Origin of the sequence: Streptomyces sp., from assembly GCF_035644915.1 — a bacterium.
In the GTDB taxonomy this organism is placed as follows: Bacteria; Actinomycetota; Actinomycetes; order Streptomycetales; family Streptomycetaceae; genus Streptomyces.
Genome location: NZ_DASQNP010000070.1, coordinates 74,598 through 99,200, shown reverse-complemented (window position 1 = coordinate 99,200; position 24,603 = coordinate 74,598). Strand labels below are relative to the sequence as shown.

The window sequence follows — 24,603 nt, the reverse complement described above, 5'->3', positions numbered from 1 at the left end:
GGAGTTGTGGCCCGCGGGGATCGGCCGGACAGGGCCTAAGCACCTTACTGCGCGTTCACTCGGCCGCACGAACCGGGAACGTCACAGAACAGTGATAAGCAGGAACGCATGAACGACGCACATCCGTACCTCGCCGCCGATTCCCGCTACGACGCCATGCGCTACCGCCGCACCGGCCGCAGCGGGCTGAAGCTCCCGGAGATATCGCTGGGCCTGTGGCACAACTTCGGCGACGACCGGACGCTGGAGACGCAGCGCGCGATCCTGCGCCGCGCGTTCGACCTGGGGATCACGCACTTCGACCTGGCCAACAACTACGGCCCGCCGCCCGGCGCGGCCGAGCTGAACTTCGGCAGGATCCTCGCCCGGGACTTCCGCCCGTACCGCGACGAGCTGGTCATATCGACCAAGGCGGGCTACCTGATGCACCCCGGCCCGTACGGCGAGTGGGGCTCGCGGAAGTACCTGCTGTCCTCGCTGGACGCCTCGCTGAGGCGGATGGGGCTGGACTACGTCGACATCTTCTACTCCCACCGCTTCGACCCCGACACCCCGCTGGAGGAGACGATGGGCGCGCTGGCGTCCGCCGTCCAGCAGGGCAAGGCGCTGTACGTCGGCCTCTCCTCCTACAGCGCGCGGCGGACGCGCGAGGCGGCGCGGATCCTGCGCGACATGGGCGTCCGGCCGCTGATCCACCAGCCCTCCTACTCCATGATCAACCGCTGGACGGAGGAGGACCGCCTCCTGGACGCCCTGGAGGCGGAGGGCATGGGCTGCATCTGCTTCGCCCCGCTGGCGCAGGGACTGCTCACCGGCAAGTACCTGAACGGCATCCCCGAGGGCTCCCGCGCCGCCCGGGGGACCTCCCTGGACCCGGGGCTGCTGACCGACGAGGTGGTCGGACGGCTGCGCGGCCTGAACGCCATGGCCGAACGCCGCGGCCAGTCCCTGGCGCAGCTCGCGCTGACCTGGGTGCTGCGGGACCCGCGGATGACGTCGGCCCTGATCGGCGCGAGCAGCGTGGCGCAACTGGAGGCGAACGTCGCCGCGCTCGACGGCCCGGAACTGACCGAGGAGGAGCTGGCGGAGATCGACAGGTACGCGGTCTCGGCCCCCGGGGTGAACCTCTGGGCCCGCAGCAGCGAGAGCTGAGCCGCCCCGTCCCTTCAGAGGCCCCCACCGGGCCGCCGGCGCCGGGCGCGGGAGCGGGCAACAAAAAGCGGGCCGGTCCGTGGGGGGGATACGGACCGGCCCGAGGGGGGGATTCCACCATAGCCCCTGCGGCGGTGTGCTCCGTGCACCGACTGCCGGATTCACGCGGTCAGTCCCCCCAGCAGCACGCCGGCGAAGGCCCCCGCCGCCATGAACGGTCCGAACGGCATGGCCTCCTTGCGGCCGGCCCGCCGCACGGCGACCAGCGACATCCCGTAGACCGCGCCGAACAGGAAGCCCGCGAAGGCCCCGGTCAGGAGCGTGCCCCAGCCGTACCACCCAAGGACTACCCCCAGCGGGACCGCCAGCTTGACGTCGCCCAGGCCCATGCCACGCGGGTTGATCAGGAACAGCACGAGGTACGCCCCGCCCAGCACCACCCCGCCCAGCAGGGCCCGGGTCCAGCTCCCGCCCGCGCCGGGCAGCAGCGCGGCGACGCCGAGCAGGACGGCGGCGCCCGCCGCGAGCGGCAGGGTCACGACGTCCGGCAGCCGGTGGACCGCGTGGTCCACGAACGCCAGCAGCACCACGGGCGGCGCCAGCAGCAGCCACACGCCCAGCTCCGGCCGCCCACCGACGGCCGCGGCGAGCAGCGCGCACACCACCGCCGTGATCCCGGCCGCCGCCGCGGCGCTCGGCCCGTACGCCCCGCTCCTGCCCCGCCCGCACTCCCCGCACCGGGCCGGTCCCGCCCACCCCGGCAGCACGTGCCCGCCGGGACAGTGCGCGCGCCACGGCGCCTCCGGCTCGACGGCGAGCCGGTAGGCGGCGCGCGGCACGAGCAGCCCGGTGGCCGTGCCGTAGCAGGCGGCGAGGGCGATCAGGGTGAGAAGCACGTGGTGAGCGTACGGCGGCCGGGCCGCGCCGTCCCCTGCCCTGCCCCGCCGTCCTCTGGTAGAACGGCGCCGCGAAGCCGCGGAGCCGCGCACCGGAGCGGGGGCGGCGGGGAGGAGGGGCATGGGCCGCCTACGGGACGGCAGGGGAACGCTGCGCGTCGCGGGGGGCGCGACCGGCGTCCCGGTGGAGATCGCCGCGTCCTACCGGGCCCGCACCCGCGGCCTGCTGGGGCGCGACGGCGTCGAGGGGGCGATCCTGCTGACCCCCGCCGGCGGCGTGCACACCTTCCGGATGCGGTTCCCGATCGACGTCGCCTACCTCGACCGCCGCCTGAACGTCCTGGCCGTACGGACGATGAGGCCCGGCCGCCTCGGCCTCCCCCGGCCGCGCGCCCGCCACGTGCTGGAGGCCGAGGCGGGCGCCATGGCGCGCTGGGGGCTGCGGCCGGGCGTGCGGGTCACGCTGGAGGTGTGAACCCGGCGGTCACCCGCCGCGCGGGAAGGAGACCTCCACGCGGCGGTTCTTCTTACGGCCCTCTTCCGTAGAGTTGTCGGCGATCGGGTAGTCCTCGCTGTAGCCGCGGATGTTGAAGGTGACGTTGGAGGCGAGCTCCCTCACCAACTGCCGGTGGACGGCGGCGGCGCGGTCCTTGGAGAGCTTCCTGCCGTGCTCGTAGGAGCCGAGGTTGTCGGTGAAGCCGAAGACGTTGACCGCCGTGGCGCCCTGCTTGTCGATCTCCTCGGCGATGTCCTTGATGCGGGCGTACGCCTCGCCGTTCAGCCGGGCGCTGTTCCGGCCGAAGAGCACCTCGGCCTGGAGCGTGAACTTGGTCTGGCTGTTGGAGTCCTCGCGCCGTTCGGCACCGCCCTGCTCCTCGATGATGGAGCGGATGTCGAGGACCTTGGGCGCTTTGAGGGTGGCCCCGTCCTTCATCATCAGGCCGGGCGCGTTCTGGTCCACCTCCATCGGCGGGGAGGGGGAGGGGGCGAAGTCCGGGGGCGCGCTGGGGCCGGGGTCGGCGAGGGCGGTTCCCCCCGCCGTCGCCGTCAGGGCGACGGCGGTCAGGAGGACACCGGCGCTCGCCGCCACGGTGCGGCGCACCACGGGGGTACGCGGTCGGGTGGTCATCACTGCGCGCCCCTCACTTGTCGGTGATCCGGATGGTGGCGCTGCTCATGGTGGGGACCTGGAGGTCGACCTCGGTCGTGCTCGCCGGCGGGGCCGGGAACTGGGCGAAGAAGTCCGCGGTCTTCCCGGCGCCCAGTCCTCCCGGGAACATCGTGCACAGGCAGTTGTTGTCGGTGTCGCGGAGGATGTAGTAGCGCTTCTTCCCTTCCTTGTCGACGAGCGTCATGCCGCCGACCGAAGCACCCTTGTCGAGGAAGTCCTGATCTCCCTTGGCCCAGCCGTCGAATGTGTAGGCCTGGTCGCTGGTGTTCTCGACCCTGCCCTTGACGGTGACGAACCCGCCCTCGTCCCGGACCGCCGAGGTCACGACGATGTTCACCCCGTTCGCGCCGTTGACCGTCGCCATGGCCTCGCCGTCCTCGGAACCGCTGTCCGGGTTGGCCTCGCCGCCTCCCTGGTTCTCCTCCCCGGACGGCTGGGAGGAGGAGCCGGCATCCGGTGCCTTGTCGTCCTCGCCACCGCACGCAGTCAGGGTGAAGGCCAGGGCCGCCGTCATCACCACGGCGGCGGCGCTTCGCAGCAGCTTCCCGATCTCGCGTGTGCCCATGAATTGCGCTTCCTCTGCTCGTCGTTCGCTCACCGGTCCGCCAAGTGGACGGAGAACAGGTCTTCGGGGTCCGGGAGGACGTCTTCGAGGTCTTCGAGACGGTCGGGGTCGATTTCGATGGGGTCGTCGATCCCGTCGCAGAGCAGCTCGTGCGCCTGCTTGTCCTCCTCGTTCGCCTCACCGCCACCCCCGGGGTCCTCGGCTTCCCCGAGGCGGCAGCGGGGCTCGATGACGGCCGTGGCGGTGGCCGTGGCGTACTCGTTCTCCGTACCGGGGATCAGCGAGTCCCCGACCGGCTCGGTGTTCCTGACCTCCACCGTGAAACCGGAGGGGGAGTACACCGGGTCGCAGCCGATCCGCTCCGCGCCGTTCTTCTGCGCGAACTCGGCGGCCCTGCCGCAGGGGCCGACCGTGTCGTCCAGCCCTTCGCCGCTGAGCAGGTATTCCCAGACGTCCGGGTCGAAGAGTTCCAGGAGGTCGTCCCGCAGTCCGTCCCTGGCGTCCTGGGCCGCGGCCAGCGCGGCGGCGTCCGCCGCGCCCTGGGCGTCGTTCCGGCTCGCCGACGCCATTCCGACCGCGAAGTAGGCGAACGCGAGGAAGAGCAGGCCCGCCACCGCCGTGATGTAGATGGGGAAGGCCTGCCCCGCGTCGGAGTGCCTGTGGATCACCTGGACGTGATCTTCTCGATCTGCTCGCTGATCTCCGCCGAGATCTTGTCGCCGAAGTTGGTGCTGAGGATCGCGATGATGATCGCCACGACCACCACGATGATGCCCATGTACTCGACCGCGGACTGCCCCTCGTCCGCGCGCCGCCGCATGGCGTCGACCGTGCTGTCCCGCCAGCCGCGCACGCGGATCCGGGCGTTGACGGCGGTCTTCAGCAGTTTGTCGCTCACGGTGTTCCCCTCCGAGTCCGGCCGACCGTGCATCGGCCGACGCGTACGATTCTGGGCTCCTGACGCCGTCCCCGTCACCGGCTTGCTTCGGACAGGTCTCGTCGGCGACACGAGAAACGTACGCGGGTTCACCCGGCTCGGCCCAGGGTCCCAGGGCCCAATCCGCCTGATCGCGGCCCCGGCTGCAGTGGGGTCGCGGGCCTGTGTCCCGTTCAGCCATGGCGGCCCCTCCCCCTCCACACCGTGCCCAGCCAGACCGCGATGGCCTCGCTGCGGCTGGTGACGCGCAGTTTGGCGAAGATGCGGTTGACGTGGTTCTTGACCGTCTTCTCGCTGATGAAGCAGGCGGCGGCGATCTGGGAGTTGGTCATGCCGGACGCGATCAGTTCCATCACCTCTGCCTCCCTGCCGCTCAGCCCGAACCGTTCCGCCCGGGAAGCCCCCCGGACCGGTACTGACTGTGCCACATCAAATTGCGTCTGCGAAGACGTCAGGAAACGATGTGGCGCATTCGAGACTCCTCGTACTCCCTTTTTTAACTGGCCACTTGAGCGCGGACTGGCGGTTTTCCCCGGATGTCCGTGTGCGGGTGTACGCGAATGCGCCGGAGCGTCCGGAGCGTCCGCCGTGTCCCCTCGCGCCGGGGGCGCCAGCGCGGCGGCGGCCGAGGGGGTGAAGTACGTCCTGCCCTCCGCGACGTCGCGGACCGCCGCGGCCAGTTGGTCGCAGGTGAACTCACCGTGGACGAGGTAGCCCCTCGCCCCCAGCCGCAGCGCCTCGTGGACGACCTCGCTCTCGCGGCTGTACGTCAGCATCAGCACGGGTGCGGTGCCGACCAGGTGCGGCAGGGCCGCCAGGCCGTCGACGCCCGGCATCCGGACGTCCAGGAGCACCACGTCGGGCCGCTGTCGCCGCACGGCCTCGCAGGCCTGTCGGCCGTCGGCGGCCTCGGCGACCACCCGTATGCCGTCGCGGCCCTGGAGCAGGGCGGTCAGGCCCGCCCGTACGACCGGGTTGTCGTCGGCGACGACGATCCGGAGCGGCGGGGCGCGGTGTGTCACGGGCGGCCTCCTCCCGGGAGCGGGGAGCGGACGGTCTCGGGTCGGCGGATCGGTCGGGGCGATCGGGTCTGTCGGGCGGTCAGGGCCGTGGGGCCGTACGGGGTGGCCGGGCGGGGAGGCGCCGCGCCGTAGCCGCCGTGCCGGGCGGCGGCAGGGCCGCCAGGGGCAGATCGAGCCGGACCTCGGTGCCGGAGGCCGCACGCCCCCTGCCGATGCGGAGGCGGGCGCCGATCGCGGCGGCGCGCTCCACCATGCCGACGAGTCCGAAACGGCCCGCGTGCCGGAGCCGGTCGAGGTCGGTGTCCGGGGGCAGGCCGCGGCCGTCGTCGCGGACGCTGATCCGCAGCGTGCCGTCGGTGACGCCGGCCGAGACCTCCAGGCGGGTGGGCCGCGCGTGCCGGTGGGCGTTCTCCATCGCCTCGGAGACGATGGTCAGCACGTGCCGCGCCGCGGCGGACGGGACGGGCGGCACGGGTGCCGCGCCCGGCGGGCGGAAGACGGCGTGCAGGCCCGTGCGGCGGGCGAAGTCCGCGGTGCGGGCGGACAGTTCGCCGACGATGTCCACCCCGCCGTCCGGGTCCGGCTCGCCGCGCAGGTCGGACAGCAGCTCGCGGGACTCGGCCGCGGCGCGGCGGGCGGACCGGGCGACCAGTCCGGCCCGGTGCCGGACGGCGGAGGGGTCCATGCGGTGGGCGGATTCGGCCAGGGCGTCCGCGGCCAGGGCGAGGCCGTGCAGGGTCTTGGCCACGGAGTCGTGCAACTCGCGTGCCAGGCGGGACCGTTCCTGCTCCACCGCCTCGCCGACGGCGAGGCGGGCGCGGGCCTCCGCCAGGGCCCGGGTCGCCTCACCGAACCGGAACAGCAGATTCCGGACGGTGACGCCGGCGGTTCCGGCCAGGAGGCAGAAGCCCGCCAGGAGCAGCGCGCTGGCCAGTGCCGCCCGGTTCCCTGGGTGCGCCGCGTACGCGGCGCCCAGGACGGGGAGCTGGAGGGCGGCGAAGACCCCCGCGCCCCGCGGGCCGTACATCAGGCCCGCCAGCAGGGGCGTGCAGACGACCGCGTAGCCGAGGGGGGAGCCGGGGGTGGCGGTGACGAGCAGGAGCGCCCCGAAGAGCGTGTCCACCCCCAGCAGGACGGGGTGCCGCAGCAGCAGGGGGCCGAACCTCTCCCAGTCGCGGCAGGGGACGTACGACCCCATGAACGTGACCAGGACCGCGCCGCCCACCAGCCAGGCGGCCGGGCCGTCCGCCGTGCGGCCCAGGGCGATCGGGGTGGACACCGCGACCATCGCCAGGCGGAAGAGGAACACCTGGCGGCACATCGCCTGTAAGGCGTTCACCTGGATCGGGACGGCGGGCTCGGGCACCCCGGCGTCCGCCTCCGCGCTCCCCGGCGCCGCCGCGGGGCGCGGAGGCGCGTCCGTCGGTGTCGTCGCCATGGCCCGCGCTCCTACTCCCCCGTGAAGGAGCCGAAGTCGGTGCCGGAGCCCAGGAGGAGGCCGGCGCCCATCAGGATGATGGTCGCGGGCACCATGAAAGTGGTGACGATCATGGTGGCCTTGGGGATCGCCCTGGCCGCCCTGCGCCGCGCGTTCTGCGCGTCGGCGCGCCGCATGTCGTTCGCGATGGCGATCAGGGTGTCGACGATCGGGGCGCCCAGTTCCTCCCCCTGCTGGAGCGCGGTGACGAACATCGCGACCTGTTCGGAGTCGTTGCGCCGGCGCAGCTCGTCGAAGGCCTGGCGGCGGCTGACGCCCATGTCCATCTGGCGCAGGGTGATGCGCAGCTCGTCGGCCCAGGGCCCCTCGTACCGCTCCGCCACCCGTTCCAGGGCCTGGCGGAAGCCGAGCCCGGCGCTGACGACGACCGCGAGGACGTCCAGGAAGTCGGGGAGGGCGCGTTCGATGTCCTCCCGGCGTTTGCGGACGGCGGCCCACAGGCCGACCTCGGCCCAGAACAGCCCGAAGGCGACCAGCAGGACGGCCGGGACCGGCTGCCCGTCGGCCAGCATCACCAGGGCGCCGAAGAACCCCAGGAAGCCGTAGACGGCGCGGCGGGCCGCGTAGCGGTCGATGGTCAGGCCGCCGGGGTTGCCCGCCATGCTGATCTGGCGGCGCTTGCGGTCCACGCGGGCCGGCCCCATCAGGCGCAGCACCACCGGGGCCCAGCGCATGCCCAGCCGGTCCACGGCCGAGCCCACGGCGCCGGTGCGCGAGGAGCCGACCTCCAGGGCGATCGCGAGGTCACCGGGCAGCCGGGTTTCGGCGCGGTACATGCGGATCCCGGCGAACATCCCGTAGACGCCGAGCCCGACGGCGAGCGCGAGCAGTACGGCCACGGTCTCTCCCCCTCTCAGACGTCGATCCTGGAGACGCGGCGGATGGCGACGAACCCCAGGACGTACAGCCCCAGGGCCACCACCACGGCCACCTGGCCGGCGAAGCTCCCGGTGACCCGGTCCAGGGCGCCGGGTTCGATGGCGTTGATCAGCAGCATGGCGCCCAGGCCGATGGCCGGCACCGTGTAGGCCGTGACGTTCACCTGGGAGAGTTGCGTGCGGACCTCGCGCCGGGTCTCCTTGCGCTCCTCCAGGGTGCGGGTGAGGTTCTGCAGGGAGCTGACGACCGCGCCTCCGGCCCGGTTGGAGAGCACCAGGGTGGTGACCAGGACGACCAGTTCGCGGGAGGGCAGCCGGTCGGCGAGCTCGTTCAGGGCGTCGTCGATGGAGTGGCCCACGGCCAACTGGGCGGCCACCTTGCCGAGTTCGTCGCCCGCGGGCGCGTCGAGTTCCTCCGCCGCCATGGACAGGGCCGTACGGAGGGCGAGCCCCGCCCGGGTGGCGTTGGCCAGCACCCGGGACAGCTCGGGGAGCTGGGCGATGAACGCCTCGATCCGCCTGTTCCGCTGCCAGGTGAGGAAGGCGTTGGCGGCCCACACGCCGACCAGTCCGGCGATCGGCCCGAAGAAGGGGGCCAGGACGGAGGAGGCCAGCAGCCACAGGCCGGCCACCACCGCGACCAGGTAGACGAGGAACTCACCCGGTGTCAGGTCGAGGCCGGTGGCGGCCAGCCGCTGTTCGATCCTCCGCCCGAGCCCGGTCCTCCTCAGCCGCCGGTCGACGCCCCGGAACCGGCGGCGGCGCCCGCCCGTCCCCGCCTGTCCGGTCTGCGAGAGCCGGTCGATCAGCGCCTGGCGCTGCGCCCTGCCGGAGACGTAGGCGTGGAGGCCCGCGACCGCGAGCACACCGCTGAGCAGGGTGGCGCCGATCGTCGGCAACGCGAGATTGTCCATGTCGGGTGCTGGCTTCCTAGGTGGCTTCTCTGGTGAGCAGTTGGCTGTCGTCCCGGGCGACGCCGAAGGCCGGCGGGATGGGCTCCCCCTTCAGGTGGAGGCGTTCGGCCACGCGGCGCGGCAGGGGCAGGTAGCGGAACGCGCCGCGCACGACGCCGTCCGCGCCCATGGGCCGGGAGTCGAAGCGGCACACGGTCGCGATGCGGTACTCCTGGCGGCCGCGGGAGTCCAGTACGGCGATCTCGCTGATGCGGCGCGACCCGTCCGGGTAGCGGCTGAGCTGGACGATGACGTCCAGGGCGCTGTTGATCTGGTCCCGGAGGGCCTCGAAGGGGACCTTCACCTCCGACATCGAGGCGAGCGTCTGCAGCCGCATCAGGGCGTCCTCGGCGCTGTTGGCGTGGACGGTGGCGAGCGAGCCGTCGTGTCCGGTGGACATCGCCTGCAGCATGTCCAGGGTCTCCCCGCCGCGGACCTCGCCGACGATGATGCGGTCGGGGCGCATCCGCAGGGAGTTGCGCACCAGGTCGCGGATGGTGATCCGGCCCTTGCCCTCGACGTTGGCCGGGCGGCTCTCCAGGCTGATGACGTGGCTCTGCTGGAGCTGGAGTTCGGCGGCGTCCTCGATGGTGATGATGCGCTCGCCGTCGGGGATCAGGCCGGAGAGGGCGTTGAGCAGGGTGGTCTTGCCGGAGCCGGTGGCGCCGGAGACGACGATGTTGAACTTGGCGCGCACCAGGCCCGAGAGCAGCAGGAGCATCTGCTCGTCCAGGGAGCCCAGCCCGATCATCTCCCGCAGGGTGTAGGCGCGGGGGAAGCGGCGGATGGTGAGCGTGGGGCCGGACAGGGACAGCGGCGGGATGATGACGTTCACGCGTTCGCCGGAGGGGAGCCGGGCGTCGACCATGGGGTTGGACTCGTCCACCCGGCGGTTGACCGTGGAGACGATGCGCTCGATGGTCTGCATCAGTTGCTCGGTGGAGGCGAAGCGCAGGGGGAGGCGTTCGACGCGCCCGGCCCGCTCCACGAACACCTGGTCGGGGCCGTTGACCATGATCTCGGTGATGGAGGCGTCCTCCAGCAGCGGTTCCAGGATGCCCAGGCCCAGGGCCTCGTCCACCACCCGGCGGATGAGGAGCGCGCGTTCGTGCGTGGACAGCACGGGGCCTTCCCGGCTGATGATGTGCCCCAGGACCCGCTCCAGGCGGACCCGGCGCTCGGCCGCGGCGAGCGCCGACATCTCCGCGAGGTCGATCTCCTCCAGCAGCTTGACCCGGTAGGCGGCGACGAGGTGGCTCTCCTCCTGCTGTCCGCCGGCCGTCTCGGGGGCGTTGATGCGCGCCCTCAGGCTCATGTGCCGACTCCTCCGGTTCGAACGGGTGGTGCGGGGTGGTGCGGGTGCCTCCGGCGGTGTGCCGGTGGTCCTCAGTCGTCCCGGTCGCGCGGCATGGTGGACTCCCTGCTCACCTCCCCGAGGCCGTCGATGCCGGGGATGACCGACGGGATGGCCACCGTGGCGGTGGCGGTCACCTCCTCCCCCGACGCCGACAGGCCGAACGTGGTCCTGTCGGCGAGCCACTCGCTGATGGCCGCGCGGCCGGCCTGCTCGCCGCCGATCGACTCCTCCCCGAGGGACTCGGCGCGGGCGGCGGCGCGGGCCGCCGTGCCGGCCTGCTGGGCGGCGTACGCCACGAGGCCGAGTTGGACGGCGGCGAGGCCGATCAGCAGCAGCAGCGGGAGGAAGCCGACGAACTCCAGCGAGGCCTGGCCGTCGTCCGCGCGGAGCCGCCGTGGGCGGCGCGCGGGGTTCTCCTCGTCCCCGTCGTGGGGCCGGTGGACGCTCATCGCGGTTCCTCCCTCACTGCTCCCGCCTTCCCGGTGACCGTCAGGGGGAGGTTCGCCGCGCCCGGGAAGAGCACCGGCACCTTCAGGCGGACCGTGGCCGTGGCCATGCCGGACTCCCCGGGGCCGCAGTGGACCTCTCCCTGCCAGGCGTCCGGCAGGTCTTCCCGGGCCGCCTCCTGGCAGTCCCCGTCCACCGCCGCCTCCCGGGCGCCCTCGTCGGCCGCGTTGCCGGCGAGGGTGAAGGTGTAGCCGACCAGGACGAGCTGCCACATCAGGGCCAGCAGGACCAGGATCAGGGGCAGCATGCCCACGAACTCCACGGTCACCTGTCCCCGGTCCCGGCCGCCTCCGGCCGGTGTCCGCGTGCCGCGCATCGGTCCTCCCTCCCCGGTTCGCCCGCATGTCCCCGCTGTTGCGGTGGTGCCCCTACGGGCGCCGGTCGACGCCTCCCCGGCGGCGGCGGAAGCCGATCGAGCCGCGGTCGCCGTGCTGTCCGCCGCTCCTGCCCCTGCCCCTGCCGGCCGGGTCCGTATCGGCCCCCTTGACCAGTCCCAGTTCCCCGGCCAGCGCCCACATCGCCTGTTTGACGGTGCTGCGGCTGTCCAGCTCGTGCACCCGGCCGGAGTCCACGGACGCCTGCAGCTCCCGGAAGTTCGCCGGGACGGCGTTGCGCGCCACCTGGGTCCGGACGATCTGCGCGATGAGCTGCGGCTGGATCTCCGCGCTGCGGGTGTGGCGGTTGACGACCGTCACCGTCTCCTCCGCCTTGCGGATCTGGAGCCGGTCCCAGAGCCGGATCATGCGCTTGGCCGCGCGGACGGCGACGACGTCGGGGGTGGTGACCAGGACGGCCGTGTCGGCCATCTCGACGGCGGCGGCGTTGGCCCCGTTCATCTGCGTGCCGCAGTCGACGACCACGACCTCGTAGCGGGAGCGCAGCGCGCCGACGATCTGCCGGGCGGCGCGGTCGTCGACCTCCTCGCCGCGTTCGCCCTCGGCCGGGGCGAGGAGCAGCGCGAGTCCGGTGGAGTGCGTGAAGAGGGCGTCCTGCAGCACGCGCGGGGAGAGGTCGCTGATGCCTGCGAGGTCGGCGATCGAGCGGCGGAACTGGACGTCGAGGTAGGAGGCCACGTCGCCCGCCTGGAGGTTCATGTCGACCAGGGCGGTGCTGCGGCCCGAGGCGCGCGCCGCGAGCGCCAGTTGGACCGACAGCAGCGTGGTGCCCACGCCGCCCTTGGCTCCGGTGACCGCGACCGCGGTGCCGCCGGGGCCGGTGGAGGCGTCGCCGCCGGGGCCGAGGTGGCGTCGTACGCCCGCCGCCCACTGGGCGGCTGCGCTCACCCGTGCCGCCAGCTCGTCGTAGGACAGGGGCAGTCCGACCACGCCGCGCGCGCCGGCGTCCATGGCCGCGGAGTACAGCCCCGGGGAGGTGTCCGTGGTGACCAGGACCACCCCGACGGCCGGGAAGCGCAGCGCGACCTCCCGGATGAGTTCCAGCGCGGGGAGCGGCCCGATGCGCTCGTGGACCAGGACGACCTCGGGGAGTTCGCCCACCGACTCGCCCGCCAGGGCCGTGAGGGTGTCCAGCAGCGAGGTGGAGTCGCCGGCCGGCCGTGCGGGTTCGCTGTCGGGGAGCCGGCTCAGCAGCGCCGCGACGGACCGGGCCGCGTCGGCGTCGCCGACGGCCGGGAGGATGCGTGTGACCATCCGTTGCCTCACTTGTCCCCGGTGAGGGTGTAGGTGCGTTCGTCCTCGGGAATGGCGGCCTCGCCGCCGGGTGCGACGAGGGCCAGGCGGACGTTCACGGCGAAGGACTCGGCGAAGGCCACCCGCTGGGCGTCGAGCGTACCCAGCGCGAAGGTGATCGGCACCGCCTCGGACTCGCGGTCCACGCGCTCGTCCTCCCGCTCCCGGGAGATGGAGGTGAGCTTGCCGACGTCGATCACGCGGGCGTTGTCGACGATCACCTTCGAGACCTCGTTCTCCTCCTTGTCGCGGAAGGTCGCGTAGATGTTGACCCGGGAGCCGGGCCGGATCTTGCCGGCGACACCGGTGGCCGCGTCGATCATGATGGCGATCTCCTGCTCGCCCCTTCTCAGTTCCGGCTGGTCGGTCACCATGTCGGACTGGAGCAGCGATCCCTTCTTCAGCGGGTTGGTGGCGATCTTGCCGTCGATGTCGTCGAGGTCGGTGATCGCGGTGTCCGGCAGCCAGCGCTCGGGTATCGCGGTCTTCTCCACCACGCTCTCGTCCAGGGTCCGGTAGGCCGGTACGTTCTTGGCCAGCCGGTACGCCGTGACCTCCGGTCCGACCTTGGACTCCACGTCGCTGATCACCGACAGCACTCCCGCGAAGGCGCCGAGGGCGCACAGGACGGACAGGAGCAGCAGGATGACGCCGCGGCGCTGGCGTGAGTTCATGGTTGCGGCTACCTCGTTCAGGGACGTCGGCGGTGAGCGGGACGGACGGGGGAGGCGGTCGCGCGCGGCCGGGCCGCGGGCCCTTCCGGCACGGGGCGGCGCACCTCAGCGCGCCCTTCCGGAGGCGCTTCCGGAGGCGCGGGCCGCGCGGCCCGCGGTGGCCGGGAGGCTCCGCTGGTCGTCCGGCGGCGCCACGGGCGCGGAGCAGAAGGCGCAGCGGTCGCCGATCAGCTCCAGCCCGCACCAGTGGCACTCCTCCCGCCGTACCGAGCTGACGAGCTGGTACAGGATGGAGATGTCCGGGATGGCGGCGGCGAACTCGACCAGCTTGCCGGTCCCCCACCAGCGTGGGGAGTCCTCCGGCAGCGGGGTCTCCCGCAGGCCGAGCACCCTCCACTGCGGGGCGAGCGTGCTCTTCACCCAGTCGGGGGCGAGCTGGCCGGAGGCGACGGTGAGGTACGTGCCGAACTCCGGCCCGGTGAGCTGGCCGTCGCCGACCTTCACCAGACGGGGCATGGGGCTGGCGAGCACGGCGAACTGCGTGCCGGGCATCCAGGACCTGGCGTGTGCGGTGAGGCTGACGGGCACGCGGTCGAGCCGGGCGACGGAGTTCAGCAGGGCGCCCGCGTAGATGTAGTGCGCCAGCAGGCGGGCGGCGGCGGCGAGGACGCCGGGGCTGAAGTCGCAGACGGAGAGCTGGCGCAACTGCCCGGCCAGGACGCCGGTCGCCAGCGGCGGGAGGTCGGCCTCCAGCAGGGCGATGCGGTCGCTCTCCAGGACGGAGCGGACGGTGTGCAGCCGCTGGACGAAGGCGGCGGGGAGGGAGGAGGGGTACAGCACGACGAGGTAGCCGTGCTGTTCGAGCAGCAGGTGCGTCTCGGCGAGCGCGGCGTCCAGGGGCTGCCGGTCGGGCGGTGTCAGCACGTGTGCCGGCGGCGTGTGCGCGTCGGGCGGGGGGAGCGCCAGATCGGCGCTGGTGACGGCTATCGCGGTGGGCACGTGGGGCTTCCCCTGTCCAAGAACTGTTCTGCGGTCCTGCTCTGGTCGTGCTCTGCCCTGTCGAGTCCTGCTGGTTCTGCCGACTCAGCAGCTTATCCACGCTTTAGGCGACAGAGAACACTTATCGGAAACCAGGGGGCGCACCTCGTCGGCAATGCCCCGCCAAAGACGGACAACTGATGACAGAGCAACTGCCGTTCCGTTGTTTTCACGCTTCACCGCCCGGGGTCCGGGGCGGTTTTTCCGATCAAGTGCCGTTGTGCGCATGGAAGTTGAAAAGGCACATCACATGCTCGGCAAGCGTTCCGCCGGCTCCCGGCGGGACCCGGGGAAAGTCCCGCGCATTTCCGCGCGGCCGGTCGCGTCCCGCGCCCGCGTGCGCCGCCCACCCCTCTTCCGGACGGCCGGGGAACCGGCCCCATACCACAGCTCCACGTGCACGGTGTGGATCTTGTCGCAGGTGCGCAAGAATTCCCGGCCGCTTGACATTCTCATTGGTCTGAACCATTCTTCCGGCCCAGTACGGTGGCCACCGTCTCCCCACGCGCGCTCACCCCCACCCCCCACAGCACGGAGGCAGTCAGTGGAAGGCACGACGCGAAGAGCCCGCAGGGACGGGAGAGGCGGAACGCCCGGGAAGCACCGGAGGATCGGCACCCGTACCCGGATCGTCGCGGCGTTCGGCGCGGCGGCGGTCGCGGCCGGCACGGTGGCGTTCAGCGGTCTGACCGGCAGCGCCGGGGCCGCCGAGCCGAACCTGGTGAAGAACGCCGGCTTCGAGTCCGGCCTGGGCGGCTGGACCTGCTCCGCGGGCAGCGGCACGGTCGTCGGCTCCCCGGTGCACGGCGGCGCGGCCGCGCTGAAGGCGACCCCCTCGGACGGCGACAACGCCCGCTGCTCCCAGACCGTGACCGTCCAGCCCGGCTCGGAGTACCAGCTCAGCGCCTGGGTGCAGGGCTCCTACGCCTACCTCGGCGCCACCGGGACCGGCACCACCGACGTCTCCACCTGGACCCCGGGGGCGTCCGGCTGGCAGCAGTTGAAGACCTCCTTCAAGACCGGCCCGAACACCACGTCGGTCACCGTCTACACCCACGGCTGGTACGGCCAGGGCGCGTACCACGTGGACGACGTCTCCCTCACCGGCCCCGGCGGCGACCCCGGCGACCCGGGCGACCCCGACCCCGAGCCCCCGGCCGCCCCCGGCGGGCTGGCCGTCGGCGCGACCACCTCCTCCTCGGTCACCCTGACCTGGAACACCGTCCAGGGCGCCACCGGCTACAACGTCTACCGGGACGGCCAGAAGGTGCAGGCGGTCCAGGGCACCTCGGCGACCGTGACCGGCCTGAAGGCCGCCACCTCGTACGAGTTCCGGGTCAGCGCGGTCAACGGCGCGGGCGAGTCGGCGAAGTCCGCCCCCGTGACCGGCACGACCCGCGGCGACAGCGGCGGCACCCCGGACACGGGCGTGCCCAAGCACGCCGTGACGGGCTACTGGCAGAACTTCGACAACGGCGCGCAGGTGCAGAAGCTGCGCGACGTGCAGGACCAGTACGACATCATCGCGGTCTCGTTCGCCGACTCCACGGCCAGCCCCGGCGAGATCACCTTCAACCTCGACCCGGCCGTCGGCTACGGCTCGGTCCAGGAGTTCAAGGACGACATCGCCGCCAAGCAGGCCGAGGGCAAGAAGGTGATCATCTCGGTGGGCGGTGAGAAGGGCAACGTCATCGTCAACGACTCCGCCTCCGCCGCCCGCTTCGCCGACAGCGCCCACCGGCTGATGCAGGAGTACGGGTTCGACGGCGTGGACATCGACCTCGAGCACGGCATCAACTCCACCTGGCTCACCCAGGCGCTGCGCTCGCTGTCGGCGAAGGCCGGCCCCGGCATGGTGCTCACGATGGCGCCGCAGACGATCGACATGCAGTCCACGTCGTCGGAGTACTTCAAGCTGGCGCTGAACGTGAAGGACATCCTCACGGTCGTCAACATGCAGTACTACAACAGCGGTTCGATGCTGGGCTGCGACGGCAAGGTGTACTCGCAGGGCTCGGTCGACTTCCTCACCGCGCTCGCCTGCATCCAGCTCGAAGGCGGCCTCGACCCGTCCCAGGTCGGTCTGGGCACCCCCGCCTCCACCCGGGGCGCGGGCTCCGGCTACGTCGACCCGTCCGTGGTGAACGCCGCGCTGGACTGCCTGGCCAAGGGCACCGGCTGCGGCTCGTTCAAGCCCGCGAAGACCTACCCGGGCATCCGCGGCGCGATGACCTGGTCCACCAACTGGGACGCCACGAACGGCAACCGGTGGTCGAACACGGTCGGCCCGCACGTCCACGCGCTGCCGTAGCCGCACCGCCGCACGGCACCGCCGCGGAACGGATTCCGCACCCGGCGCCGGCGGGAGGACGGAAGACCCCGTCCTCCCGCCGGCGCCTCGCGTTCCCCCGCCCCTACCAGAGCAGCTCGCGCAGCTCGTGGACGCACAGGACGACGAAGAGCAGTCCCGCCACCGCCAGCATGACGTTGCTGAGCGGCCCGTTGCGCCACTCGCGCGGGGTGCGGTCGGTGTTCAGCAGCCACAGCAGGGTCGCGGCGAGGAAGGGCATGAAGAAGGCGCCCAGCACGCCGTAGGCGACGACCAGGCCGAAGGGCTTGTCCAGCCACAGCAGTCCCATCGGCGGGAACGTCAGCCACAGCAGGTAGCCGCGGAAGGGCCAGGACCGCTCGCGCTGCCCGCGGGCGACCTCCAGGACGGGGGGCTCGCCGCCGGTGCGCTGCGCCCGGGCGGCGCGCGTGCGCTCCACGAAGTCGGCGAACAGCAGGCTGACCCCGTGCCAGACGCCCACCACCGAGGAGAAGGAGGTGGCGAAGAAGCCGACCAGGAAGAGCTTGGCCGTGACGGTGTCGAAGCGCTCCTCCAGCACATCGCTCAGGTCGAGCAGGCCCCGGTCGCCGGAGCCGATGGCGGTGTTGGTGGCGTGCAGCAGCTCGGCGCCGACGATCAGCATCGACACGACGAAGACGCCGGTGGTGAGGTACGCGACCCGGTTGTCCAGCCGCATCATCCGCATCCAGCCGCTGTCGGTCCAGCCCTTGGCGTTGACCCAGTAGCCGTACGCGGCCATGGTGATCGTCCCGCCGACGCCGCCGACCAGCCCGAGCGTGTAGACCAGCGAGCCCTCGGGCAGGACGGGCAGCAGCCCGGCGACGGTGTCGCCGAGGTGGGGCGTGGCGCGGACCGCCACGTAGACGACGACCGCGAACATCACGCCGACGAAGACCGTCATGATCTTCTCGACGACCGCGTACCGGTTGAACCAGACGAACGCCAGGCCGGCCAGTCCGCACAGGATGGCCCACGTCCGCAGGCTCAGCGTGTCGGGGAAGAGCGCGACGATCGGCAGCGCGCTGGAGGACATGGCGGTCGCGCCGTAGACGAAGCCCCAGACGACGACGTAGATCGCGAAGTAGACCGTGGTCCACGCGCCCAGGCTGCGCCAGCCGTCGAAGAGGGTCCGGCCGGTGGACAGGTGCCAGCGGCCGGTCGCCTCGGCGAGCGAGATCTTCACCAGGCAGCCGAGGACGGCCGCCCACAGCAGGGTGTAGCCGAATTTGCTGCCCGCGATGAGGGTCGCCACCAGGTCTCCGGCGCCCACCCCGGTGGCCGCCACGACGATGCCGGGGCCGATGAGCCGCCAGCTCGCCTTCCGGTCGGGCGGTGGCGCCGCGCCGCCGCCCGTCCCCGCCGTCTCCGCCGTTCCCGCCGTCTTGTCCGTCCGGCCCGTCCCGTCCGTCTCACCCGTACTGGTCATGGTCGACCTCCGCTCTCGTGCCCGGTGACTCCTGCCCGGTGACCGGCGTGGCGCATACAACAGTGCGCCACCGGCCGGCACAAGGGGGCACACCGGGCGCGGGGCCGGAGGGCGGAGGGCCGGGACGGGTGGCGGGACGGGGACGGCGGCGGGACGGGGGCGGGTCAGTCCAGGACGGCCATGGCGTCGATCTCGACCAGCAGGCCCGGGGGCAGGCCGACGTAGACGGTCGTACGGGCCGCCGGGGGCCCGGCGAGGTCGGCGAAGTAGGCGTCGTAGATCTCGTTGAACTCGGCGAAGTGGCCGGTGTCGGTGAGGTAGACGCGGATCATCACCACGTCCTCCCAGTCGGCGCCGCCCTCCTTCAGGACCGCCCGGACGTTGTCGAGGGTCTGGAGGGTCTGCTCGCGCAGGGTCGGCCCGGCCGGGGTGGGCGGCTGTCCGGGGACGGCGGGCAGGAACCCGACCTGGCCGGCCACCTGGAGGATGCCGCCCTTGCGCACCCCGTGCGAGAACCGCGCGGTCGGGGTGGTGTGGGTCGGCGGGGTCACGGCGGTCTTGCCGGTGGCCGGACTGGACGTGGTGGTCACGGGTGCTCTCCTCGGGGGTCGGCGGGTCGGGATCGGGCGTCCGGGGTCTTCCCGGAGTACTCGGCGCCGATGGCGTCGGCCGTACGGCGCACCAGCGGCAGCAGGCGGAGGAGTTCGTCGGGGCCGGCGGCGACGGTGGGCGCGGAGACCGACACCGCGGCGACGGCCCGGCCGTCCGGGCCGCGCACGGGCGCGGCGACGCAGTTGATCGTCTCCTCGTGGCCGCCGAGGTCGGTGGCCCAGCCCTGCTCGCGCACCCTGGCCAGTTCCTCCAGGAAGGCGGCGGGGCCGGGGGTCGAACGGGGCGTGTGGCGGGGGTAGTCGAGCCGTTCGGCGAGGGCGCGCCGCTCGGGTTCGGGGAGGTCGGCGAGGAGGACCTTGGCGACGGCGGCGACGGTGATCGCCACGGGCCTGCCGATGCGCGAGTACATCCGCACCGGGTAGCGGCTCTCGACCTTGTCGATGTAGACGACCTCGTCCTCCTGGCGGACGGCCAGGTGGACGGTGTGCCCGCACGCCGCGCCCAGCTCGGTCAGGTGCGGGTGGGCGACCGCCCGCACGTCGAGGCTCTCCACGGCCTCCTGGGCGAGGGCGAACAGCCGCACCCCGAGGCGGTAGCGCTGGTCCGGCTGGCGGTAGACCAGGCCGTGCTCGTGGAGGGTGCGCAGCAGGCGCAGGGCGGTGGACTTGTGCACCTCCAGGTTCCGGGCGACCTGTTCGAGGCTCGCCGGTCCCCGCGCCAGCAGCGGGAGGATGCTCAGCGCTCGGTCGACGGTCTGGCTCATGGGTCACGCCTTCCGTGTGGTCCAGCCGGGGCCGAGCCGCAGTCTGCCCCAGGCCCGGTCGTCGAGGGCGGCCAGCTCGTCGGCGGTGTGCCGGCCGGGCGGTTCGGCGAGGTCCCCGGGGACGGTGAGCGCGGCGGCGGCCATCAGGTGGCCGTGCCGCAGCCGCGCGCGCACGGGCAGCCCGCGCAGGGTCGCCGAGAGGAAGCCGGCGGCGAACGCGTCCCCGGCCCCGACGGGCCCCACGACCTCCACGGACAGGGCGGGCACGTGGACGGGGCCGGCCCCGTCCACGGTGTGGGCCGTCGCGCCCCGGCCGCCGTCCTTGACGACCAGGACGGACGGTTCGGGCAGCGCGGCCCGCAGGGCTTCGGGGTCCTCGATCCCCCAGGCGGCCCGCGCCTCGTCCGCCCCCACGAACACCAGGTCGCAGCGGCGCGCGAGGTCGAGCAGCAGGGCGGGGTCCCGGCCCTTCCACAGGCCCACCCGGTAGTTGACGTCGAAGGACAGCAGCGGGCGCCCGGGCCGGGGGGCGGTCAGCTCCTGGACCAGGGCGCGGCACCCGGCGGAGAGGGCCGGGGTGATGCCGCTGAGGTGGAGGACGCGGCCGGCGTCGGCGGCGGCGCGGTCGACGGTCTCGGGGGACATGGCGGAGGCGGCCGATCCGGCGCGGTGGTAGAGCACCTCGGCCAGCGCGCGGTCGGTGGGACGCTCGCCGGTGGTGGAGCGCTCGCCGTCGGTGCGGAAGTACACGCCGGTGGGACGGTGCGGGTCACGCCGGACGGCGGAGACGTCCACGCCGCGGGCGGCGATCTCGGCCAGGACGTGGTCGCCGAAGCCGTCGGCGCCCACCCGGCCGATCCAGCGCACCGCGTGCCCGGCGCGCGCCAGCAGGCACGCGACGTTGGACTCGGCGCCGCCGATGCCGCGTACGAAGACCGGCGCGTCGGCCAGCCGCCCGGGCCCGGCGGGCCGGAAGGCGACCATGGTCTCCCCCAGGCAGACCACGTCGAAGGGCGGGCCGGCCGGTTCGGCGGGGGGCCCGGCGGGGGCGCCGCCGGGAGGGGCGGGGGGCATCGTCACCGTCGGTTCCGCTCCTCGGCTCTCCGGTCCGCCTGCTCCCCGGTGCCGCGGACACCGTCCTGCGTGGTCCTGCGTGCCCGTTGACCGGGTGTTCGCCGGGATGCTAGACAGCATCGAGCACTATACGCAATGAGTGTTGCACATGTCGCAACGCCTGTCGCGTCCACCACGGAGTTCGGAGTTCCCATGGCCGCCGAGCACGCCGAACGCACCGGGCACGCCGTCCGGCCCGCCGATCCCACCGGCCTCGACGGCCTCGCCGGTCTCGACGGCGAGGTCGTCGACCACCGCTTCAAGGGTCTGCCCCCGGACGCGGCCGGGCTGACCGTGGGCGCGCTCGCCGCCGAGCGGCGGAACGTGTTCACCGGCGGCTTCACCACGCCGCTGCTGACGCTGTCGGCCGGGGCCGTGGAGCACAACCTGCGGCAGCTCGCCGGCTTCTGCGCCCGCCACGGCCTCGCCCTCGCCCCCCACGGCAAGACCTCGATGTCCCCGCGGCTCTTCGCCCGGCAGCTCGGCCTGGGCGCGTGGGGCATCACGGCGGCGCTGCCGGCGCAGGCGCGCGTCTACCGGGCGTTCGGCATCCGGCGGATCTTCCTGGCCAACGAGGTGGTGGACGCCGCCGCGCTGCGCTGGATGGCCGGCGAGCTGGCGGCGGACCCGGAGGTGAGGTTCGTCTGCTACGTGGACTCGGTGCGCGGCGTGGAGCTGATGGACGCCGCGCTGCGCGCGGCGGCACACGCGGCGGACGCGGCACGTCCGGCGACCGCCCGCCCGCTCGACGTCGTCGTCGAGCTCGGCGCCCCCGGCGGCCGTACGGGCGTCCGCACGGCCGCGGAGGCGGCGCGGGTCGCCGAGGCGGTCGCGGCGGTGCCGACGCTGCGGCTGGTCGGCGTCGCCGGCTACGAGGGCGAGGTGCCGGACGCCGACGCCGACCGCGTGCGGGCGTGGCTGCGCGACCTCGGCGCGCTGGCCGCCGCCCTGGACGCGGCGGGCCGCTTCGCCGGGCTGGGGGACGGCGAGGAGATCGTGGTGAGCGCGGGCGGCAGCGCGTGGTTCGACGTGGTGGCCGAGGAGTTCGCGGCCCTGCCCGGACTGTCCCGGCCGGTGCTGAGGCTGCTGCGCTCGGGCGCGTACGTGGCGCACGACGACGTCCACTACCACCGCCTGACGCCGTTCAACCGCATCCCCGACCAGGGGTCGCTGCGGCCCGCGTTCCGGCTGTGGGCCCAGGTGGTCTCCCGGCCCGAGCCGGGTCTGGCCTTCCTCAACGCGGGCAAGCGGGACGCCTCCTACGACCTGGACCTGCCCCGGCCCGTGGCCGTCCGCGCGCCGGACGGGACGGAGCGCGGCGCGGCCGGCCTGTCGGTGGTGAAGCTGGCCGACCAGCACGCCTTCCTCACCGTCGCGCCGGGCACCGCGCTGGAGGTGGGCGACTGGGTGGCCCTGGGCCTGTCGCACCCCTGCACGGTCTTCGACCGCTGGCAGCTCATCCCGGTCACCGAGGCGGACGGCACCGTCACGGACTTCGTCCGCACGTTCTTCTGAGCGCCCCGCCGGGCGCACCGCGAGACCCCGAGACCTCCGCGATCCCCTCCGAGAGCCCGCCACGACCCCCGGGAGCCCGCCATGGACCTCGTCCTGCGTGACGCACGCGTCGTCGACGGCACCGCGGGCCCCGCCTACCGGGCCGACGTCGGCATCGCCGGCGGGCGGATCGCCGTGATCCGGCGGGAGGGCGAGGGCGGTCCGCGCCCCGGCGGGCGGCGCGTGCTCCGGGCGGACGGGCTCGTCCTCGCCCCCGGCTTCATCGACATGCACGCCCACAGCGACCTGGCGCTGCTGCGCGATCCCGACCACTTTGCGAAGGCCGCCCAGGGCGTGACGCTGGAGGTGATCGGGCAGGACGGGCTGTCGTACGCGCCGGTGGACGACCGCACGCTCGACGCGGTGCGGCAGGCGATCACCGGCTGGAACGGGGACGGCACCGGCGTCGACGTCGACTGGCGGACCGTCGGGGAGTACCTGGACCGGCTCGACCGCGGCATCGCCGTCAACGCCGCCTACCTCGTCCCCCAGGGCACGGTGCGGGCGCTCGTCCTCGGCTGGGAGGACCGGCCCGCCACCGACGGGGAGCTGCGGCGCATGCGGCGCCTGGTGGCCGAGGGCCTGGAGCAGGGCGCGGTGGGGCTGTCGTCCGGCCTGACCTACGCGCCGGGGATGTACGCCTCGGACGCCGAGCTGGTGGAGCTGTGCCGGGTGGTGGCGGAGTACGGCGGCTACTTCTGCCCGCACCACCGCTCCTACGGCGCGGGCGCGCTCGACGCCTATGCGCAGATGGTCGAGGTGGCGCGTGCGGCGGGCTGCGCGCTGCACCTGGCGCACGCCACCGTGAACTTCTCCGTCAACGCCGGCCGCGCTCCCGAGCTGCTGGCGCTGCTGGACGCGGCGCTGGCCGACGGCGTGGACCTCTCACTGGACAGCTACCCGTACCTGCCCGGCTGCACCACGCTGGCCGCCCTGCTGCCGAGCTGGGCCTTCGAGGGCGGTCCGGAGGCGGTCCTCGCCCGGCTGCGGGACCCGGAGGCGTGCGCCCGCATCCGGCACGCGCTGGAGGTCGAGGGCTCGGACGGCTGCCACGGGGTGCCGGTGGACTGGGACACCGTGGAGGTCTCCGGCACCGCCGACCCCGCCCTGGCCGGGTACGTCGGCCGTACGGTGGCGCGGTCGGCGGCCGACCTGGGCGAGGAGCCGTTCGCCGTGGCACGGCGGCTGCTGCTGGCGGACCGGCTGGGCACCACGGTCCTGCAGCACGTCGGGCACGAGGAGAACGTCCGGGCGATCATGCGGCACCGCGTCCACACCGGCGGCAGCGACGGCATCCTCGTCGGCGACCGGCCGCACCCGCGGGCGTACGGCACCTTCCCGCACTACCTCGGCCACTACGTGCGCGAGCTGGGCGTGCTGTCGCTGGAGGAGTGCGTGGCGCACCTGACCGGACGGCCCGCCGCCCGTCTGCGGCTGCCGGACCGGGGGCTGGTGCGCGAGGGGCACCGCGCGGACCTGGTGCTGTTCGATCCGGAGACGGTGGCGGCGGGCGCGACGTTCGACAGACCGCGCACCCCGCCGGTGGGCATCCCGTACGTCCTGGTCGACGGCCGGTTCGTGATCGAGGACGGCCGCCGTACGGACGTGCTGGCGGGCCGCTCGGTGCGGCGCACCGGCCACCGGGGGCGCTGACGGGGTGTCGGCGGCGGACCTGACGGGTGCTCGGGTGCGGCCGGGGAAGAACTTCCCGACGGCCGGTCAGGAGACGTTGTAGGCCGCCAGCGAGATCCCCACGTAGTGCACCGCGAACGCGGCCAGCGTGAAGGAGTGGAAGACCTCGTGGAAGCCGAACCAGCGCGGTGAGGGGTTGGGCCGCCTGATGCCGTAGACGACACCGCCCGCGCTGTAGAGCAGGCCGCCGGCCACCACGCACACCAGCACGGCGACGCCGCCCGCGCGCAGGAAGTCGGGGAGGAAGAACACCGCGGCCCACCCCATCGCGAGGTAGCACGGGGTGTAGAGCCAGCGCGGCGCGCCCACCCACAGGACGCGGAAGGCGATCCCGGCGAGGGCGGCGGCCCAGATGCCCCACAGCAGCAACTGGCCGCGCCCGCCGGGGACGAGCAGGATCGTCAGCGGCGTGTAGGTGCCCGCGATGATCAGGAAGATGTTGGCGTGGTCCAGGCGGCGGAGCACCGCTGCGGCGCGCGGGCTCCAGTTCCCCCGGTGGTACAGGGCGCTGACGCCGAACAGCAGACAGGCGGTCAGCGTGTAGACCGCGCAGGCGGCGCGGCCGCGCGGGGTCTGCGCGAACGCGGTCAGGAGGACTCCCGAGACCAGCACCGCCGGGAACATCCCGGCGTGCAGCCAGCCACGCAGCCGGGGCTTGACCGGGTGGGCCGCGTGGAGGGGGTCGCGGCCGGCGGTGGATACGGCCCCGGAGGGGGCGTCGGATACTGCGACGGTCATGCACCTCATCGTACCTACG

The 24,603-nt window shown here is 73.4% G+C and carries 25 protein-coding genes; 5 read left to right on the top strand and 20 right to left on the bottom strand.

Going from position 1 to position 24,603, the window contains the following annotated elements; translation table 11 throughout:
• Positions 1 to 108 precede the first annotated feature (108 nt).
• Positions 109 to 1,152, top strand: a complete 1,044-nt coding sequence (gene mgrA, locus VE546_RS07435; protein WP_324919824.1) for an L-glyceraldehyde 3-phosphate reductase — start codon at positions 109 to 111, stop codon at positions 1,150 to 1,152.
• 161 nt (positions 1,153 to 1,313) lie between these two features.
• Here mgrA and VE546_RS07430 read toward each other — a convergent pair whose 3' ends face one another.
• Complete coding sequence (locus tag VE546_RS07430) at positions 1,314 to 2,048, bottom strand: A24 family peptidase (protein ID WP_324919822.1); 735 nt, start codon at positions 2,046 to 2,048, stop codon at positions 1,314 to 1,316.
• 121 nt (positions 2,049 to 2,169) lie between these two features.
• On the opposite strand from VE546_RS07430, the gene VE546_RS07425 reads away from it, so the two are divergent.
• A complete protein-coding gene (locus VE546_RS07425) occupies positions 2,170 to 2,523 on the top strand; it encodes a DUF192 domain-containing protein (protein WP_324919819.1) in 354 nt (117 codons plus the stop codon).
• A gap of 9 nt (positions 2,524 to 2,532) precedes the next feature.
• Here VE546_RS07425 and VE546_RS07420 read toward each other — a convergent pair whose 3' ends face one another.
• From VE546_RS07420 to VE546_RS07355, 14 genes are all read right to left on the bottom strand, one after another.
• Complete coding sequence (locus VE546_RS07420; protein WP_324919817.1) at positions 2,533 to 3,177, bottom strand: OmpA family protein; 645 nt, start codon at positions 3,175 to 3,177, stop codon at positions 2,533 to 2,535.
• A gap of 13 nt (positions 3,178 to 3,190) precedes the next feature.
• Positions 3,191 to 3,784 (bottom strand): hypothetical protein, encoded by a 594-nt coding sequence (locus tag VE546_RS07415; protein ID WP_324919815.1) that lies wholly within the window; start codon positions 3,782 to 3,784, stop codon positions 3,191 to 3,193.
• Between the two features lie 29 nt (positions 3,785 to 3,813).
• Complete coding sequence (locus VE546_RS07410; protein WP_324919813.1) at positions 3,814 to 4,452, bottom strand: pilus assembly protein TadG-related protein; 639 nt, start codon at positions 4,450 to 4,452, stop codon at positions 3,814 to 3,816.
• Positions 4,449 to 4,682 carry a hypothetical protein gene (locus VE546_RS07405; RefSeq protein WP_324919811.1) on the bottom strand — a complete coding sequence of 78 codons (234 nt, stop codon included), beginning with the start codon at positions 4,680 to 4,682 and terminating at the stop codon, positions 4,449 to 4,451. The genes VE546_RS07410 and VE546_RS07405 overlap by 4 nt, the downstream gene beginning before the upstream one ends.
• A gap of 212 nt (positions 4,683 to 4,894) precedes the next feature.
• Positions 4,895 to 5,806 carry a response regulator gene (locus tag VE546_RS07400; protein WP_414720425.1) on the bottom strand — a complete coding sequence of 304 codons (912 nt, stop codon included), beginning with the start codon at positions 5,804 to 5,806 and terminating at the stop codon, positions 4,895 to 4,897.
• A 16-nt stretch (positions 5,807 to 5,822) separates the two neighbouring features.
• Complete coding sequence (locus tag VE546_RS07395) at positions 5,823 to 7,181, bottom strand: sensor histidine kinase (RefSeq protein ID WP_324919807.1); 1,359 nt, start codon at positions 7,179 to 7,181, stop codon at positions 5,823 to 5,825.
• A gap of 11 nt (positions 7,182 to 7,192) precedes the next feature.
• On the bottom strand, positions 7,193 to 8,080 hold the full coding sequence (locus VE546_RS07390) for a DUF5936 domain-containing protein (protein ID WP_324919805.1): 888 nt from the start codon (positions 8,078 to 8,080) through the stop codon (positions 7,193 to 7,195).
• Positions 8,081 to 8,094: 14 nt separating this feature from the next.
• Complete coding sequence (locus VE546_RS07385) at positions 8,095 to 9,033, bottom strand: type II secretion system F family protein (protein ID WP_324919803.1); 939 nt, start codon at positions 9,031 to 9,033, stop codon at positions 8,095 to 8,097.
• Between the two features lie 16 nt (positions 9,034 to 9,049).
• Entirely contained in the window at positions 9,050 to 10,387 is a 1,338-nt protein-coding gene (locus tag VE546_RS07380; RefSeq protein WP_324919801.1) for a CpaF family protein, read from the bottom strand.
• A 71-nt stretch (positions 10,388 to 10,458) separates the two neighbouring features.
• Entirely contained in the window at positions 10,459 to 10,878 is a 420-nt protein-coding gene (locus VE546_RS07375; protein WP_324919799.1) for a TadE/TadG family type IV pilus assembly protein, read from the bottom strand.
• On the bottom strand, positions 10,875 to 11,252 hold the full coding sequence (locus tag VE546_RS07370) for a TadE/TadG family type IV pilus assembly protein (RefSeq protein ID WP_324919797.1): 378 nt from the start codon (positions 11,250 to 11,252) through the stop codon (positions 10,875 to 10,877). The genes VE546_RS07375 and VE546_RS07370 overlap by 4 nt, the downstream gene beginning before the upstream one ends.
• Positions 11,253 to 11,304: 52 nt before the next feature.
• Positions 11,305 to 12,585 carry an AAA family ATPase gene (locus VE546_RS07365; protein ID WP_324919795.1) on the bottom strand — a complete coding sequence of 427 codons (1,281 nt, stop codon included), beginning with the start codon at positions 12,583 to 12,585 and terminating at the stop codon, positions 11,305 to 11,307.
• Positions 12,586 to 12,593: 8 nt separating this feature from the next.
• Positions 12,594 to 13,298, bottom strand: a complete 705-nt coding sequence (gene cpaB, locus VE546_RS07360; protein ID WP_324919793.1) for a Flp pilus assembly protein CpaB — start codon at positions 13,296 to 13,298, stop codon at positions 12,594 to 12,596.
• 105 nt (positions 13,299 to 13,403) lie between these two features.
• Positions 13,404 to 14,297 carry a hypothetical protein gene (locus VE546_RS07355; protein WP_324919792.1) on the bottom strand — a complete coding sequence of 298 codons (894 nt, stop codon included), beginning with the start codon at positions 14,295 to 14,297 and terminating at the stop codon, positions 13,404 to 13,406.
• A gap of 583 nt (positions 14,298 to 14,880) precedes the next feature.
• Between VE546_RS07355 and VE546_RS07350 the strand changes: the two genes are divergently transcribed.
• Positions 14,881 to 16,647, top strand: coding sequence for a chitinase (locus tag VE546_RS07350; RefSeq protein WP_414720420.1), 1,767 nt, complete (start codon positions 14,881 to 14,883; stop codon positions 16,645 to 16,647).
• A 103-nt stretch (positions 16,648 to 16,750) separates the two neighbouring features.
• On the opposite strand, the gene VE546_RS07345 is transcribed toward VE546_RS07350, so the two are convergent.
• The 4 genes from VE546_RS07345 to VE546_RS07330 form a co-directional block, all read right to left on the bottom strand.
• Positions 16,751 to 18,112 carry an Nramp family divalent metal transporter gene (locus VE546_RS07345; protein WP_324919790.1) on the bottom strand — a complete coding sequence of 454 codons (1,362 nt, stop codon included), beginning with the start codon at positions 18,110 to 18,112 and terminating at the stop codon, positions 16,751 to 16,753.
• A 164-nt stretch (positions 18,113 to 18,276) separates the two neighbouring features.
• Positions 18,277 to 18,702 (bottom strand): RidA family protein, encoded by a 426-nt coding sequence (locus VE546_RS07340; RefSeq protein WP_324919788.1) that lies wholly within the window; start codon positions 18,700 to 18,702, stop codon positions 18,277 to 18,279.
• Positions 18,699 to 19,487 (bottom strand): IclR family transcriptional regulator, encoded by a 789-nt coding sequence (locus VE546_RS07335; protein WP_324919786.1) that lies wholly within the window; start codon positions 19,485 to 19,487, stop codon positions 18,699 to 18,701. The genes VE546_RS07340 and VE546_RS07335 overlap by 4 nt, the downstream gene beginning before the upstream one ends.
• A gap of 3 nt (positions 19,488 to 19,490) precedes the next feature.
• Complete coding sequence (locus VE546_RS07330; RefSeq protein ID WP_324919991.1) at positions 19,491 to 20,561, bottom strand: sugar kinase; 1,071 nt, start codon at positions 20,559 to 20,561, stop codon at positions 19,491 to 19,493.
• A 192-nt stretch (positions 20,562 to 20,753) separates the two neighbouring features.
• Between VE546_RS07330 and VE546_RS07325 the strand changes: the two genes are divergently transcribed.
• Both VE546_RS07325 and VE546_RS07320 read left to right on the top strand, forming a co-directional pair.
• On the top strand, positions 20,754 to 22,115 hold the full coding sequence (locus tag VE546_RS07325; protein ID WP_324919784.1) for an alanine racemase: 1,362 nt from the start codon (positions 20,754 to 20,756) through the stop codon (positions 22,113 to 22,115).
• 81 nt (positions 22,116 to 22,196) lie between these two features.
• Complete coding sequence (locus tag VE546_RS07320) at positions 22,197 to 23,807, top strand: D-aminoacylase (protein ID WP_324919782.1); 1,611 nt, start codon at positions 22,197 to 22,199, stop codon at positions 23,805 to 23,807.
• A gap of 66 nt (positions 23,808 to 23,873) precedes the next feature.
• Here VE546_RS07320 and trhA read toward each other — a convergent pair whose 3' ends face one another.
• A complete protein-coding gene (gene trhA / locus VE546_RS07315) occupies positions 23,874 to 24,584 on the bottom strand; it encodes a PAQR family membrane homeostasis protein TrhA (RefSeq protein ID WP_324919780.1) in 711 nt (236 codons plus the stop codon).
• Between the last annotated feature and the right edge of the window lie 19 nt (positions 24,585 to 24,603).

Coding starts and splice junctions, on each gene's coding strand:
- mgrA (WP_324919824.1), top strand. CDS start 109: ATGAACGACGCACATCCGTACCTCGCCGCCGATTCCCGCTACGACGCC.
- VE546_RS07425 (WP_324919819.1), top strand. CDS start 2,170: ATGGGCCGCCTACGGGACGGCAGGGGAACGCTGCGCGTCGCGGGGGGC.
- VE546_RS07420 (WP_324919817.1), bottom strand. CDS start 3,177: ATGACCACCCGACCGCGTACCCCCGTGGTGCGCCGCACCGTGGCGGCG.
- VE546_RS07415 (WP_324919815.1), bottom strand. CDS start 3,784: ATGGGCACACGCGAGATCGGGAAGCTGCTGCGAAGCGCCGCCGCCGTG.
- VE546_RS07395 (WP_324919807.1), bottom strand. CDS start 7,181: ATGGCGACGACACCGACGGACGCGCCTCCGCGCCCCGCGGCGGCGCCG.
- VE546_RS07385 (WP_324919803.1), bottom strand. CDS start 9,033: ATGGACAATCTCGCGTTGCCGACGATCGGCGCCACCCTGCTCAGCGGT.
- VE546_RS07380 (WP_324919801.1), bottom strand. CDS start 10,387: ATGAGCCTGAGGGCGCGCATCAACGCCCCCGAGACGGCCGGCGGACAG.
- VE546_RS07375 (WP_324919799.1), bottom strand. CDS start 10,878: ATGAGCGTCCACCGGCCCCACGACGGGGACGAGGAGAACCCCGCGCGC.
- VE546_RS07370 (WP_324919797.1), bottom strand. CDS start 11,252: ATGCGCGGCACGCGGACACCGGCCGGAGGCGGCCGGGACCGGGGACAG.
- VE546_RS07365 (WP_324919795.1), bottom strand. CDS start 12,585: ATGGTCACACGCATCCTCCCGGCCGTCGGCGACGCCGACGCGGCCCGG.
- cpaB (WP_324919793.1), bottom strand. CDS start 13,298: ATGAACTCACGCCAGCGCCGCGGCGTCATCCTGCTGCTCCTGTCCGTC.
- VE546_RS07345 (WP_324919790.1), bottom strand. CDS start 18,112: ATGACCAGTACGGGTGAGACGGACGGGACGGGCCGGACGGACAAGACG.
- VE546_RS07335 (WP_324919786.1), bottom strand. CDS start 19,487: ATGAGCCAGACCGTCGACCGAGCGCTGAGCATCCTCCCGCTGCTGGCG.
- VE546_RS07330 (WP_324919991.1), bottom strand. CDS start 20,561: ATGCCCCCCGCCCCTCCCGGCGGCGCCCCCGCCGGGCCCCCCGCCGAA.
- VE546_RS07325 (WP_324919784.1), top strand. CDS start 20,754: ATGGCCGCCGAGCACGCCGAACGCACCGGGCACGCCGTCCGGCCCGCC.
- VE546_RS07320 (WP_324919782.1), top strand. CDS start 22,197: ATGGACCTCGTCCTGCGTGACGCACGCGTCGTCGACGGCACCGCGGGC.
- trhA (WP_324919780.1), bottom strand. CDS start 24,584: ATGACCGTCGCAGTATCCGACGCCCCCTCCGGGGCCGTATCCACCGCC.